This is a genomic window from Variovorax sp. FW305-3-2-15-B-LB1 (assembly GCF_058787635.1).
Map to the genome: position 1 here is coordinate 81,790 of NZ_JBYSZY010000017.1, position 12,991 is coordinate 94,780.

13 protein-coding genes are annotated in these 12,991 nt (G+C 69.8%); 2 read left to right on the forward strand and 11 right to left on the reverse strand.

The genetic code is table 11. From position 1 onward, the window contains the following. From AC3WQR_RS13400 to gspG, 10 genes are all read right to left on the reverse strand, one after another. Positions 1–1,392: a GspE/PulE family protein gene (locus AC3WQR_RS13400; RefSeq protein WP_095948274.1), complete on the reverse strand. Its 1,392-nt coding sequence runs from the start codon at positions 1,390–1,392 to the stop codon at positions 1–3. 27 nt (positions 1,393–1,419) lie between these two features. Beyond that, positions 1,420–3,753 (reverse strand): type II secretion system secretin GspD, encoded by a 2,334-nt coding sequence (gspD, locus tag AC3WQR_RS13405; RefSeq protein WP_492742358.1) that lies wholly within the window; start codon positions 3,751–3,753, stop codon positions 1,420–1,422. A gap of 7 nt (positions 3,754–3,760) precedes the next feature. Further along, on the reverse strand, positions 3,761–4,564 hold the full coding sequence (gene gspN / locus AC3WQR_RS13410; RefSeq protein WP_492742359.1) for a type II secretion system protein N: 804 nt from the start codon (positions 4,562–4,564) through the stop codon (positions 3,761–3,763). Between the two features lie 23 nt (positions 4,565–4,587). After that, positions 4,588–5,139, reverse strand: coding sequence for a type II secretion system protein M (locus tag AC3WQR_RS13415; RefSeq protein ID WP_492742360.1), 552 nt, complete (start codon positions 5,137–5,139; stop codon positions 4,588–4,590). Next, positions 5,136–6,347, reverse strand: coding sequence for a type II secretion system protein GspL (gene gspL, locus AC3WQR_RS13420; RefSeq protein WP_492742361.1), 1,212 nt, complete (start codon positions 6,345–6,347; stop codon positions 5,136–5,138). Before gspL ends, AC3WQR_RS13415 begins: the two co-directional genes overlap by 4 nt. A gap of 130 nt (positions 6,348–6,477) precedes the next feature. Further along, entirely contained in the window at positions 6,478–7,524 is a 1,047-nt protein-coding gene (gene gspK / locus AC3WQR_RS13425) for a type II secretion system minor pseudopilin GspK (RefSeq protein ID WP_492742362.1), read from the reverse strand. Continuing rightward, entirely contained in the window at positions 7,521–8,201 is a 681-nt protein-coding gene (locus tag AC3WQR_RS13430; RefSeq protein WP_492742363.1) for a PulJ/GspJ family protein, read from the reverse strand. The genes gspK and AC3WQR_RS13430 overlap by 4 nt, the downstream gene beginning before the upstream one ends. Beyond that, positions 8,201–8,581 carry a type II secretion system minor pseudopilin GspI gene (gspI, locus tag AC3WQR_RS13435; RefSeq protein ID WP_492742364.1) on the reverse strand — a complete coding sequence of 127 codons (381 nt, stop codon included), beginning with the start codon at positions 8,579–8,581 and terminating at the stop codon, positions 8,201–8,203. Before gspI ends, AC3WQR_RS13430 begins: the two co-directional genes overlap by 1 nt. Next, positions 8,578–9,084, reverse strand: a complete 507-nt coding sequence (locus AC3WQR_RS13440) for a prepilin-type N-terminal cleavage/methylation domain-containing protein (protein WP_070060010.1) — start codon at positions 9,082–9,084, stop codon at positions 8,578–8,580. Before AC3WQR_RS13440 ends, gspI begins: the two co-directional genes overlap by 4 nt. Next, on the reverse strand, positions 9,059–9,499 hold the full coding sequence (gene gspG, locus AC3WQR_RS13445) for a type II secretion system major pseudopilin GspG (RefSeq protein WP_056573020.1): 441 nt from the start codon (positions 9,497–9,499) through the stop codon (positions 9,059–9,061). Before gspG ends, AC3WQR_RS13440 begins: the two co-directional genes overlap by 26 nt. 50 nt (positions 9,500–9,549) lie before the next feature. On the opposite strand from gspG, the gene AC3WQR_RS13450 reads away from it, so the two are divergent. After that, positions 9,550–10,182: a type II secretion system protein N gene (locus AC3WQR_RS13450; protein WP_159278465.1), complete on the forward strand. Its 633-nt coding sequence runs from the start codon at positions 9,550–9,552 to the stop codon at positions 10,180–10,182. A 37-nt stretch (positions 10,183–10,219) separates the two neighbouring features. Here AC3WQR_RS13450 and ilvA read toward each other — a convergent pair whose 3' ends face one another. Then, on the reverse strand, positions 10,220–11,785 hold the full coding sequence (ilvA, locus tag AC3WQR_RS13455) for a threonine ammonia-lyase, biosynthetic (protein WP_253252430.1): 1,566 nt from the start codon (positions 11,783–11,785) through the stop codon (positions 10,220–10,222). A gap of 73 nt (positions 11,786–11,858) precedes the next feature. Here ilvA and AC3WQR_RS13460 point away from each other — a divergent pair, with 73 nt between their 5' ends. Continuing rightward, a complete protein-coding gene (locus tag AC3WQR_RS13460) occupies positions 11,859–12,989 on the forward strand; it encodes a site-specific integrase (RefSeq protein ID WP_492742365.1) in 1,131 nt (376 codons plus the stop codon). Positions 12,990–12,991: the final 2 nt, after the last annotated feature.

Genomic DNA, 12,991 nt, shown 5'->3' on the forward strand with positions numbered 1-12,991 from the left:
CTACTCGCGGGTGACGCGCAAGAGTTCGGCGCGCGAGGTGATGCCGGCCTGCACCAGCCGTTCGCCGTCTTCGCGCATGGAGCGCAGGCCGCCGCGTGCGCCGGCTTCGAACAGCGCGCTCTCGGCGGCCTTGCCGTGGATGAGTGCCTGCACCTCGTCGTCGGCCACGAGCAGCTCGAAGATGCCGGTGCGGCCCTGGTAGCCGGTCTGGCCGCAGACCTCGCAGCCCGGGCCGCCGCAGGCGGTGCAGACCTTGCGCACGAGGCGCTGGGCCAGCACGCCGAGCAGCGACGAGCTCAGGAGGAAGGGCTCCACGCCCATGTCGGTCAGGCGCGTGACGGCGCTCACCGAATCGTTGGTGTGCAGCGTGGCCAGCACGAGGTGGCCGGTGAGCGAGGCCTGGATGGCGATCTGCGCGGTCTCGAAGTCGCGGATTTCGCCGATCATGATCACGTCGGGGTCCTGCCGCAGGATGGCGCGCAGGGCCTTGGCGAAGGTGAGTTCGATCTTGGCATTGATCTGCGTCTGGCCCACGCCCGGCAGCTCGTACTCGATGGGGTCTTCCACCGTCATGATGTTGCTGCGGCTCGCGTCGAGCCGGGCCAGTGCGGCATACAGTGTGGTGGTCTTGCCCGAGCCCGTGGGGCCGGTCACGAGGATGATGCCGTGCGGTTGCGCAATGAGCTTTTCGAAGCGCGCCAGCGAGTCGCCCTGCATGCCCACCGATTCGAGCGTGAGCTTCGATTCGCTCTTGTCCAGGAGGCGCAGCACGGCGCGTTCGCCGTGCGCGCTGGGCAGCGTCGACACCCGCACGTCGACCGCGCGCGTGCCGATGCGCAGGCTGATGCGCCCGTCTTGCGGCAGCCGCTTCTCGGAGATGTCGAGGTCGGCCATGATCTTCAGGCGCGAGATCAGCGCGGCGTGCAGCGCGCGGTTGGGCTGCACCACCTCGCGCAGCGTGCCGTCGATGCGAAAGCGCACGGACGACGTGCGCTCGTAGGGCTCGATGTGGATGTCGCTGGCGCCGTCGCGCGCGGCCTGCGTGAGCAGCGCGTTCAGCATGCGGATGATGGGCGCGTCGCCGGCGCTGGCCAGCAGGTCTTCGACCGCGGGCAGCTCCTGCATCATGCGCGAGAGGTCGGCGTCGTTCTGCACTTCGCTGACCACCGCGGCGGCGCTCGATTCGCCCTGCGCGTAGGCGGCGCTGATGCGCTGCGCGAGCGGGCCGTCGTCGAGCACCTCGAAGGCCTGCACGCCGTACTTGCGGGTCACTTCACCGACCGCGCTGCGTGCCGGGTGGGAAGACATCCACAGCGTGTGGCGGCCATCGTCCGTGGCTTCGAGCAGCAGTTGCTGGCTGCGTGCGAACGCGTAGGGCAGGGGATAGCGCATGGGGGGATGGCGTGTGCGGGACGGGGCTCAGGGCAGCTCGCGCGAGCTGGTCGGGTCGGCGGTGGGCGGCAGCGCGCCGCGCAGCGGGCTGGGCGCGAGCCGGCGGTTGTCGGTGGCAGGGCGCGGCGGCGGGATGAGCTGCGTGCCTTCCATGCGGGTCTCGCTGTTCTTCTTGCCGCTGTCGTTGCTGTTCAGGCGGTTGATGCGCACCAGCGGCGCCTCGGGCAGCACGGGCGCCGAGTCGACACCGCGCAGCATGATGTTGTCGGTGTTGGGCTGCGTGCGCTGCTGCATGCCGCGGATCTCGTCGTAGCGGTCGTAGGCAAAGGCTTCGGTGGAGGCGCCGTCGCGCATCACGGCGGGGCGCAGGAACATCATGAGGTTGCTCTTGTCGCGCGTGCGCACTTCGTTCTTGAACAGGTTGCCGAGCACGGGGATGTCGCCGGCCACGGGCACCTTCTCGACGGTGTTGCCGTAGTTGTCCGACAGCAGGCCGCCGAGCATCACGAGGCCGCCGTCTTCCACCAGCACGCTGGACTCGATGGAGCGCTTGTTGGTGGTCGGGCCGTTGGGGTCCTTGGCCGTGTTCTGGTCGACCGTGGAGGTCTCCTGGAAGATGGTCATCTTCACGGTGCCGTTCTCGTTGATGGTCGGGCGCACGCGCAGCGTGAGGCCCACGTCCTTGCGCTCCACCGTGGTGAACGGGTTGATGCCGACCGAGCCCGAGGTGCTGGCGTACTGGCCGGTCACGAAGGGCACGTTCTGGCCGATGACGATCTTGGCTTCTTCGTTGTCCAGCGTCAGCAGGTTGGGCGTGGACAGCACGTTGGCGTCGCCGTCGCTGTTGAAGAAGTTGGCGATGGCACCCAGGATGTACTGGCCGCCGATCTTGCCGGCGATGCCCAGGTTCAGCCCGGTGGAGGGGCGGATGCCGGCCACGTCGCGCGTGGCCAGGGCCTGCGTCAGCGCCAGGATGTTGGCGCTGGCCAGGCTGGAGTTGGTGCCGATGACGGCGTTGTTGCCCAGCGCGCTTTGCCACTGCACGCCGAAGTTGGCGGCCTTCTTGGCGCTGACCTCGACGATGAGCGCCTCGATCATCACCTGCGCGCGGCGCCCGTCGAGCTTGTCGATCACGGCGCGCATCTGGCGGTACTGCGGCTCGGGCGCGGTGATGATGAGCGAGTTGGTGCTCGGGTCGGCCTGGATCTGGCCGCCGGTGGACGGCTGGTTGGCGTTGTTCAGCGGCGCGTTGGCCGCGGCCGAACCGCCGCCCTGGGTGTTGTTGCCGCCGAAGCTGGCCTGCGTCATCGGCATGCTGGCCGGCGGCACCGACGAACCGGCGCTGCCCGCGGCGCCGGGCGCGCCCGGCACCTGCGACTGCTGCTGGCTCGCGGCCATCGCGGCGCGCAGCGTGGCCGCCAGGCGCACCGCGTCGGCGTTCTTCAGGTAGACCACGTAGATGTTGCCGGCCGCGCCGTTGCTGCTTTCGGCCGGCGCACGGTCGAGCTTCTCGACCAGCGTGCGCACGAGTTGCGCGCGCGCGGGGTTGGCGGCGCGAAGAATCAGCGAGTTGCTGCGCGGGTCGGCCATCAGCGTGGTGCGGAACGAGGCGTCGGCACCGCCCGGTGCGGCCGCGCCCGGCGCCCCCGCTCCACCGCCTTCAACCAGCCGCGTGACCAGCGGCACCATGTCGGTGGCGACCGAGTGCTTGAGCTGGATGACCTCGATGTCGGACGCGTTGGGCACGTCGAGCGACGCGATGATGCGCGCCAGCCGGCGCATGTTGTCGGCGTAGTCGGTGATCACGAGCGAGTTGTTGCCCGGGTTCACGTTGATGGTGTTGTTCGGCGGGATCAGCGGGCGCAGCACCGGCAGCAGGCTGTTGGCCGACTCGTAGTTCAGGCGGAAGATCTGCGTGACGATCTGGTTGCCCGCGGCCGCGCTGGCGCCGCCGATGGAGGTGTTGACGGTGCTGGTCTGCAGCTTGGCGTCGGCCTCGGGCACCACCTTGTACAGGCCGTCGGCTTCCACCACCGCGAAGCCCTGCAGGCGAAGCGCGGCGGCAAACTGGTTGAACGCGGCGGCCGGCGCCAGCGGGCGGTCGGTGACCAGGTTCATGGTGCCCTTGACGCGCGGATCGACCACCACGTCGCGCCCCGTGACCACGGCCATGGTGCGGGCCACGGCCTCGATGTCGGCGGCGGCAAAGTTCAGCGTGATCGGTTCGCCGCGCCGCGGGGCGTCGCCGGTCTGCGCGTAGGCGGGCGGCAGCACCGGCACGAACGACGCCGCGATCAGCAGGCGCACCGCGAGCGCGACGAGGCCGGGGCGGGTGCCGGACGAGGACAGAGGCTTCTTCATGGTCGGATCAACCCAGGGTGATGATCGAGCGCGCACCGTCGCGCCGCCCGATGATGTTCAACAAATTGGAAAGTGCGTCTTCGCGGCCCGGTGCCGCGCTGGCTTCGCCGTTGAAGCGCAACGCGGTGCCGCTCCAGTCGCCGCTGCCGTTCAGTTCGAGGCTGCCTTCGCGCGTGCTCAGCAGCAGCGTGGGGCGCGTGCCGCCTTCGAGCGACAGGCGGTAGCTGCCCATCGGCCGCAAGGTCGACAGGGCGGATGACACATCGGTGGCGTCGAGCGTGGCCTGGCCCTCGATGCGCAAGGCGGGGCCGTCCCACTGCATGGCGAAGGCGCGGGTGTTGAGGTCGAGCGCGCCTTCGAGCTTGAGCGTGTTCCAGGGCGCACCCAGGCCGGTGAGCAGCGTGGCGGGCCAGCGCGAGCGGGCGTCCTGCCAGGCAAGCTGCAGGCCGTTGGCGCGCGGGCTGGCTTGCAGGCCCAGCGGTTGCGCTGCGCAGCAAGAGAGGTCAAGTCGCGCCGAAAGGCCGCGCCAGTTCGGCCACATGCGCCAGTTCAAGAGGCCGGGCAGCGAGACGGCCTGCGTGCCGCCGGCGCCGCTGGCGAACACGACGGCGGCGGTGCCGTTCCAGACCGTGCCGCGCGGGTTGACCAGCAGCAGACGGCCCTGCGTCCAGCCCGAGAGCGCCGAGGCCAGCCAGCGCGCCGGTGCGAACAGCACGACCGCGACCAGCATACCGGTGGCGGCGCCGAGCACGGCCCAGCGCCAGCTGCCGCGGCGCGGGTGGAGGTCGGGGACCGGGGGACGTCTCGCCATGCCGTGCGGTGCGTGGGGCTGCTTCAGCGCGGGGCGGGCAGCGCCATCACGAGCGTGCCGTCCCAGCGGGGTTGCGGAGGTTGGTCGGGCGTGGCGGGCGCGGGCTTGGCGCCCGGCGGCGGCGGTGCGACGGGCGCGCGCGTCAGGTGCACTTCGCGCGGCACGGCGTGGGCGTTGCCGCGCGCCTGTGCGAGCCATTGCGCCAGGTTCTGGGCGGGCGCGCCGCGCAGCGTGACGGTGGCGGCGCCGTTGCCACCGGCCGTCATGAGCTGGGCGTTCGTGACGCCGAGGCCGTCGCGCACCGAGCTTTCGAGCGCGCGCAGGGCGTCGTCGCGCGCCAGGCGCGGTTGCGACTGCAGCGCCTTCGCGCGGTTCTGCAAGGTGGCCATCTGCTGGAGCTGGGCGTCGAGCCGTGCGTGTTCGGCCGGTGCCGCGGCCAGCGTGCGCAGCGCGGGGGCGAGCGCGATCCACCAGAGCAAGGCCAGTGCCACCAGCGCGACGGCGCCGATGACGAGGCGGCGCTCGCGCATCCCGAGGACGGCCCAGCGGGCCTTGAGTTGTTCGCTGAAGTTCATCGGTTGGCCTCGGCCTGTACCAGCAGCAGGTCGCCTTCGGTGCGCACCTGGTAGCCGCGCGGCGACAGCGCGGCGGTGATCTGCGTGACCTCCTGCGGCTGCAGCCCGAGGCCGCGCAGACGCAGCTGGCCGGCGCTGAAGTCGATGGCGCTCGGGGAGCGCCCGGGCGGCAGGGCGGTGGCGATGGCGCCGACCATGGGTTCGAAATCGCTCGGTGCCACGTCGCCCACGGCCTGCTGCAGCGCGGCCACTTCGCGGCCCATCTGCAGCGGTGCGTCGACCACGATCTTCACCGAGGGAAAGGTCTGCGTCAGGATGGCGCGCGTGGCCTGGCGCTTGGACTCGAGCGCGTTGCGCTCCTTCCAGGCCCAGGCGTTCAGGCCGATGAGCTGGGTCAGCAACAGCACCACGATGCCCCAGCGCGCGGCGCGCCATTCGGGCGCGAAGCGCAGCGTTTGAAGCACCGAGGCGAACTTCTTGCCGGCGCGCGCGCGGCCCGTCACGGCGAGGTCGAACTGCGCGAGCTCCCAGGGCGTGCGCGTGGCGTGCAGCCAGCGCTGCGGCGCCTGCACGATCGGCACGCGGCGCTGCAGCAGGTGCTCGGCGGCCTCGGCAACGGCGGGTTCGGTGGCGATGACTGCGGTGTCCAGCGGCAGACCGTTCGACAGGGCCAGGCCCGCGCCGGCCAGCGGCAGCGAGACCACGCCATCGCCGTCGCAGACCGTGAGCTGCGGCGCCTCGGGCTCGCCCGTGACCTGCAGCAGCGGCGGCGCGTCGGCCGGCTGCGGCGTGAATTCGGGAACGATGCGCACGACGCGCCGGCCGGCGGCTTCGAGCCCCTGCACGACGCTGCGCAGCCAGATGCGGTTGCAGGCCGCGACCCACACCGGCTCGCCGGCCTTGGCGTCGGGCGCGAGCGCGAAGTGCAGGGCTTCCGGGTCGTCGAGCAGGTGCTCTTCGAGCAGGCCGTCGAGCACGGCGCGCAGCTTCGAGGTGCTGCCCATGCTGCCCTTGGGCAGCGTGACGCGGTGCCACGAGAGCGCCGAGGACGGGATGCCGAGCGTGACCTCGGGGCCCGACGGCAACAGCGTCAGCAGCGCGCGGCCCTGGTCGCGCAGGGCGATGCCGTCCTCACCGGCCTGGGCCCAGTCGTACTCGCCCGCGGCGTCGGCCGGAGGGAGGGGGGCAAGGAGCAGCAGCGGGGTCATGTCGGGGGTGTCGGAAAAGCCGGTGATTGTAGGAGGGTGGCTTACAAGTTGTTGCTATTGTTTGAATAGCATATCTTGCAGAGACTACGTGCGTTTGACGGTGTTTTGATCAGAGAAAAGCAAACCGGCCTCAGGGTTTTGCCGGGGGCATGGTGGCGCCCGCGCCACGGGTGCGCCAGACGGTGGTCACGGCCAGGCCCTTGCGAAAGAGCAGCGAGTGCTCCTCGACCCAGGTGCGGTCCAGCCGCAGCCGGCCATACACCTCGAAATACTGGGTGCCCACGCCGTGCTGCGCCGCGTTGAAACGCGAGCCGCCGCTGGGCAGGCCGGCGTTGGCTTCCTCGATGTTCTTGAAGAAGGAGCGGGTGCGCCGCTCCACCAGCTGGCGCGCGCTGGCGATGCCCAGCGATTCGACGCTCGCGCTGATGGCCTCGGCGCTGGCCGTGTTGAGGTTGAGCGTGGTGCGCTCCGGCAGGATCGTCACGTAGGGCTCGAGCGCGGCGGCGGTGGCGGGCGAGAGGCCGAGCCACACCAACTGCGCGACCTCCTGCGGCATCAGCGGGGCGGCGCCGGTGTCGGCGCTGGCATCGCCACCGCCGCTGCTGCCGCCACCGCCGCTACCGCCTGAGGCGGCGTCGGTGCTGCCGGTGTGCAGCGCGCTCGCGAGCCGCGCGGTCATCTGGGTCAGCTCGCCCGCCGGCAGGCCGAGCAGGTTGAAGAGGCGCGTGAAGGTGGCAACGCTGGCCGGCACCGGCTTGCCGGCGTCCACCAGCGACAGCACGTTGAGCTTGGACTGCGCATCGACGATGCGGCCCGACAGGAAGGCGTCGGGCAGGCCTTCGAGGTTGTCGCTGGCCACGTTCTTCTCCGCCGAGAGAAAGCTCGTGAGGCGGGCTTCTTCGAGCGGCACGGCCCACGGCTCGCCGAGGTGGTCGGGGCCGCCGGCGCGGCCGTCTTCGCCGAGGATCAGGCGCGACCAGTCGAGCGCGCCGATCAGCACCCAGGCCGCCTGCACGCGCGCGCGCTCGGCGCCTTCGACTTCGGCGGAGCGCCACTGCTGCCAGAGCGCGGCGGCGGAAAAGGTGGCGACCAGCATCACGGTCAGCATGGCGGCGAGCAGCGCGGCGCCGGACTGGCGGCGTGTGCTTGCCGTGCGACTTGGTCGCGGCGCGGTCATGAGCGCGGCCCTCCGAGCGTCGGCCGGACCCAGTCGCGCGTGAGCGTGCCCGAGAGCCCGTCGCCGGGCGGCAGGTTCAGCACGAGCCGCACGCCGTCGGGCATGGCGACGAGTGCGCCGGCCGGGTTGGACGGGTTCGCCGCCGCCACGGGCAGCGGCTCCGCCGGCACCCAGGCGTTGTTGCGGAAGTACGCGAGCTGCCAGCTGTTGACCGGCATCAGCGCGACATCGGTGGCGCCGCCGGTGGGCGCGGCGCCATCCTGCGCCCACGCGGCCGCGAGGTTCCAGGCCTGCACCCATTCGCCGCGCGTGGCGAAAGGCGCCGACTGCCAGCGCCGCCAGCGCGTGCCGTCGGCGCCGGGGCGCAGCGTCCAGGCGACGACCTGCACGGTCGGCGTGCTGGTGTCGCTGCCGCGGCGCGTCATGCGCAGCACGCGGCCGTCCCAGTCGATCGGGCGGGTCTGCGCGAGCAGGGTGATGGCGTCGAGGTCGGCGCTCCACTGCGCGAGCGTGGCCTGCAGCGTGAGCACCGCGTCGGCGCGCTGCTGGTTCTGCGTGGTGGCGCGCGACATGCTGTCCAGGCCGCGCCAGCTCACGAGCGCGAGCAGCGCCATCACCGCGATGGCGACCAGCAGCTCGATCAGCGTGAAGCCGCGTGCGCGCGAAGGCTTCGTCATCAGACGCGCCCCACCACAGTCGACACGCGCAGCAGCGGTGCGCTGCCTTCGTCGCGCACCTGCACGTCGACGCGCCGGAAATTCGGGTTGAGCGTGGGCACCGTCGTGGTCGTCACCAGGAAGGTGAGACCGGCCTGCAGGCAGATGGAGCCCGAGTCGCCGACGGCCGGCATCTGCCGCGACAGGCGCGCCTTGGCGAGTTCGTTTTCGGCGCACAGGCCGGCCAGCACGAGGTCGGACTGGCGCTGCGCATTGCGCGTGAGCGACATCGTGGCCTGCGAGCCGGCCGCCAGCGCGAGCGCGACGATGCCCAGCGCGATCAGCACCTCGACCAGCGTGAAGCCATGGCTGGAGCTGGCGCGCCGCAGCCGTTGCGTCATGGCACGGCGAACACGGTGAAGGGCCGCAGCCCGTCGGTCGCGACGCGCAGCACGCGCGCGGGCGGGCCGTCGCTGTGCAACATGACCTGCTGCGCCGGAATGATGGGGTCGGGCCCGAGCTGCAGCGCCGCCACCGGCGTGTCGCCGCCCAGCATGGGCTGGGCCGTGATGCCTGCGTGGGTCCAGCCGGTGGGCAGCGCGTCGGCGGGCAGGCCGTCGAAGACGAAGCCGCCGCCTTCGACGAGGCGCCAGCGCACCATGACGCCGCTGGCGCGCGACTGGGCGCGGGCCGATTCGAGCAGGGCGGCGAGGCGGTCGGCCTCGCGGTCGAGCGCGGCGGCGTTGGTGTCGCGCATCGCGAAGCTCACGCTGGCGGTCGCGATGGCGATGATCGCGATCACCACGATCAGCTCCAGCAGCGTGAAGCCACGCGCTGCGCGAGGCGGTGGCAGCACCACGCGGCCGGGGGCGATGCGCTTACTGCCAGCTGCCGATGTCGGCATTCTTGCCCTCGCCGCCGCTCTGTCCGTCGGCGCCGAAGGAGAGCACGTCGATTTCGCCCTTGATGCCGGGGTTCATGTACTGGTACGGATGGCCCCAGGGGTCGTTGGGCAGCTTCTCGACGTAGGGCTTCCAGTTGGGCGCGGCCGGGCCCGCGGTGGGGCGGGTCAGCAGCGACTGCAGGCCCTGCTCGGCGGTCGGGTAGCGCTGGTTGTCGAGGCGGTAGAGCTTGAGGGCCTGCATCAGGTTGTTGATGTCGGTGCGGGCGGCGGTGACGCGGGCGTCGTCGGCGCGCTCGATCACGTTCGGCACGATCAGCGCAGCGAGCACGCCGATGATGACAAGCACCACCATGAGTTCGATCAGCGTGAAGCCGCGTTGTGCGGTGCGGGAGACGGAACGAAGGAGTTTGTTCATAGCTTGCGGGGACATGAGGCGGTAAGCGCGCTGCATGATAATCCGCGGCCATGACAAGTCCTTACTCCGCAGCCCGCTGGCATGCCCCACTTGCAACGACGGGGCTTTGGGCGTTGGCCGCGGGCGCCGCGGTGTTCTGGGCGCTGCGGCTGGCCTCGCCGGCCGACGCCGTGGCTGCGGCGGCCACGATGCCGCGCGCACCGGTCGCGGCCGATGCCGAGGCGGTGGCCCGGTTGCTGGGCGTGGTCACGGTGACGTCGAACGCGCCCGTGGCGCCGGAGGCCGCGAGCCGCTTCGCGCTGTCGGGCGTGGTGGCGGACCCGTCGAACCAGGGCGCGGCGCTGATCTCGATCGACGGCAAGCCGCCGCGGCCGTTCCGCGTCGGCTCGAAGGTCGGCGAGAGCTATGTGCTGCAGTCGGTGGGCGTGCGCGCGGCCACGCTCGGTGCCCAGCGCGACGGGCCGGCGGCGTTCACGCTGCAGCTGCCGGTGCGTGCGCCGCTGAGCATGGGGCTTCCGACGCCACCTGCTGGTCTGCCGTCGGTGTCGCCGGCTGTGCCTGCCGGCCCGTTGCCGGCCACGATGCCGGCAGTGGTGATGCCGCCGCAGCAGCAGTTGCAACCTGCCGCCACGGCGGGCGCCGCGATGGAGCCACCGCCGCAGGCGCAGACCCCTGCGCAGTAAGCGCAGCGGTCGCTTTCTTTCTCTTTTCTTCTTTTCTTCAGGCCTGAAGGAACAGGCGGTAGGCCGGGTTGGCCGTTTCCTCGACGCAGGGATAGCCCAGCGTTTCGAGGAAGCTGTCGAAGGCCGCCGACTCTTCGGCCGGCACCTGCAGGCCCACGAGGATGCGCCCGTAGTCGGCGCCCTGGTTGCGGTAGTGGAACAGGCTGATGTTCCAGTTCGGCCGCATCAGGCTCAGGAACTTGAGCAGCGCACCCGGGCGCTCGGGGAACACGAAACGCAGCAGGCGCTCGTCGTGCGCCAGCCCGGTGCGGCCGCCCACCAGGTGGCGCAGGTGCTCCTTGGCGAGCTCGTCGTGCGTGAGGTCGAGCGCGTCGAAGCCGTGCTCGATGAAGACCTTCGCGATGGTGGCCGACTCGCCACGCGCCGAGGTCGTGAGGCCGACGAACACGTGGGCCTTGGCGGCATCGCTGATGCGGTAGTTGAACTCGGTCACGTTGCGCGGCGCACCGCCGGCGGGCAGCTGGCTGATGAGTTCGCAAAAGCGACGGAAGCTGCCGCGCTCTTCGGGGATGGTCACGGCGAACAGCGCTTCGCGTTCCTCGCCGACCTCGGCCCGCTCGGCCACGAAGCGCAGCCGGTCGAAGTTCATGTTGGCGCCGCACAGGATCGCCGCGTAGGTTTCGCCTTGCCGGCCATGCTCGGCCGCGTACTGCTTGATGGCGGCCACGGCCAGCGCGCCGGCCGGCTCGACGATGCTGCGCGTGTCGACGAACACGTCCTTGATGGCGGCGCAGACCGCATCGGTGTCGACCGAGATGTAGCTGTCGACCAGGTTCTGCGCGATGCGGAAGGTTTCCTCGCCGACCAGCTTGACGGCCGTGCCGTCGGAGAACAGGCCGACGTCGGGCAGGTTCACGCGCTGGTGCGCGGCGACCGATTGCATCATCGCGTCGGAGTCGTTCATCTGGACGCCGATCACCTTGATCTCGGGCCGCACGGCCTTGATGTAGTTGGCCACGCCGGAGATGAGGCCGCCGCCACCGATCGCCACGAACACCGCGTCGAGCGGACCTTGGTGCTGGCGCAGGATTTCCATCGCGATGGTGCCCTGGCCCGCGATGACGTCGGGATCGTCGAAGGGATGGACGAAGGTCAGGTTCTGCTGCGTCTGCAATTCGAGCGCATGCAGGTAGGCGTCGGAATAGCTGTCGCCATGCAGCACGATCTCGCCGCCGAAACCACGCACTGCATCGATCTTCAATTGCGGCGTGGTCACGGGCATCACGATCACGGCGCGCGTGCCGAGCTTGCGCGCACCGAGCGCAACGCCTTGCGCGTGATTGCCGGCCGATGCGCAAATCACCCCGCTCGCCAATTGCGCTTTGCTCAGGTGCGCCATCTTGTTATAGGCACCGCGCAGTTTGAAACTGAATACGGGTTGCTGGTCCTCGCGCTTGAGCAACACGGTATTGCCGAGCCGCTCGCTGAGCGCGCGCGCCTTCTCCAGAGCGGACTCGACGGCCACGTCGTAGACCCGCGCATTGAGGATTTTTCTGAGATAGTCGGCGGGCGTTAACGCCGCTGTAACGGGTGCATTGCGCAAGATCTTTTCCAGGGAGTTTTCATTTGCTAACCATCAATCATAAGAGGCATCGGTATTGCATGCGGGGAATGGCATGGACACAAATGTCATAAACCTATTCCGCAAGGCGCCTGCTGCAAATGATTCCGGTTTTTTTGCGCGCACCTATCCCGCGATTCATACGCCCGCTAATTCACTAACAGTTGGGCAGAATTTGTTATCAGTTTCTGTCAGTGACCTTTCGAAGGGACTGATGCAGGCCGAGGCCGCGCGCGTGCAACGCGGCGAAATCGGACGGCCCACATGGCAGGTCATGGGCAACAGATTGCGTGCGCACATCGTTCCGTTGCTGGGCGATGTGCCGGTGGCTGTGTTCACGACTACGGACGTGCAGCGCCTGATCGATCACCTCGGCGAACAAGGCTTCACCAGCACGACGATCGCGCAATACCTCGTGTTGCTGCGCAAGGTGGTCATGCATGGCGTGCACGTCGGTGCGTTGCGCGAGGCCCCCGTGTTCCCGAAGGTCAAGGTGCGCAGCCAGCCGCGCGGCAGCTTCAGCGTGGCGGAGTACCGTGCGCTGATCGCGGCGGCGCGCAGCTTGCGCGGCCATTCGCACCCGGTGCTGGATCGGCTGACGGCCGGCGAACGTTTCTGGATCGCTCGCGAATTGCTTGTCATGCCCGACGAGCTGCCGTGGCTGATCCGCTGGATGGTCAACACCTTCGTGCGCCCCAGTGACATCAAGCTCATGAAGCACAAGCACATCGAGGTGGTGCGAGGCAAGCATGTCTACCTGCGGATGAACCTGCCGGAGACCAAGCGGCACAGCCAGCCCATCGTGAGCCTGCGACCTGCCGTTCGTGTCTATGAATGTCTGCGCGCGTACCGCGAGACGCATGGCTGCGGCGGGGCGGAAGACTACATCTTCATGCCGCACCTGAAGAACCGCGAGCACGCGCTGGCGGTTCTCAATTTCTTCTTTCACTGGGTGCTCGAAAAGACCGGGCTCGAGAAAGGACCGCTGGGTCAGTCGAGGACGCTGTACTGCTTGCGCCATACGGCCATCACGTTGCGGCTCTTGTATGGGCAGGGGATCGACATGCTGACGCTGGCGCGCAACGCGCGAACGAGCGTCAACATGGTCGAGCGTTTCTACGCATCGGTGCTGAGCGGAGAAATGAATGTGGGGCTGCTGCAGAGCAGGCGTGGCCGGATGAATTGAGG

Bases quoted from the DNA above. Each gene is read 5' to 3' on its own strand.
- gspL (WP_492742361.1), bottom strand. From the start codon at position 6,347: ATGACCCCGCTGCTGCTCCTTGCCCCCCTCCCTCCGGCCGACGCCGCG.
- gspN (WP_492742359.1), bottom strand. From the start codon at position 4,564: ATGGCGAGACGTCCCCCGGTCCCCGACCTCCACCCGCGCCGCGGCAGC.
- AC3WQR_RS13450 (WP_159278465.1), top strand. From the start codon at position 9,550: ATGACAAGTCCTTACTCCGCAGCCCGCTGGCATGCCCCACTTGCAACG.
- AC3WQR_RS13460 (WP_492742365.1), top strand. From the start codon at position 11,859: ATGGACACAAATGTCATAAACCTATTCCGCAAGGCGCCTGCTGCAAAT.
- AC3WQR_RS13440 (WP_070060010.1), bottom strand. From the start codon at position 9,084: ATGCCGACATCGGCAGCTGGCAGTAAGCGCATCGCCCCCGGCCGCGTG.
- gspG (WP_056573020.1), bottom strand. From the start codon at position 9,499: ATGAACAAACTCCTTCGTTCCGTCTCCCGCACCGCACAACGCGGCTTC.
- AC3WQR_RS13430 (WP_492742363.1), bottom strand. From the start codon at position 8,201: ATGACGAAGCCTTCGCGCGCACGCGGCTTCACGCTGATCGAGCTGCTG.
- gspD (WP_492742358.1), bottom strand. From the start codon at position 3,753: ATGAAGAAGCCTCTGTCCTCGTCCGGCACCCGCCCCGGCCTCGTCGCG.
- AC3WQR_RS13400 (WP_095948274.1), bottom strand. From the start codon at position 1,392: ATGCGCTATCCCCTGCCCTACGCGTTCGCACGCAGCCAGCAACTGCTG.
- gspK (WP_492742362.1), bottom strand. From the start codon at position 7,524: ATGACCGCGCCGCGACCAAGTCGCACGGCAAGCACACGCCGCCAGTCC.
- gspI (WP_492742364.1), bottom strand. From the start codon at position 8,581: ATGACGCAACGGCTGCGGCGCGCCAGCTCCAGCCATGGCTTCACGCTG.
- AC3WQR_RS13415 (WP_492742360.1), bottom strand. From the start codon at position 5,139: ATGAACTTCAGCGAACAACTCAAGGCCCGCTGGGCCGTCCTCGGGATG.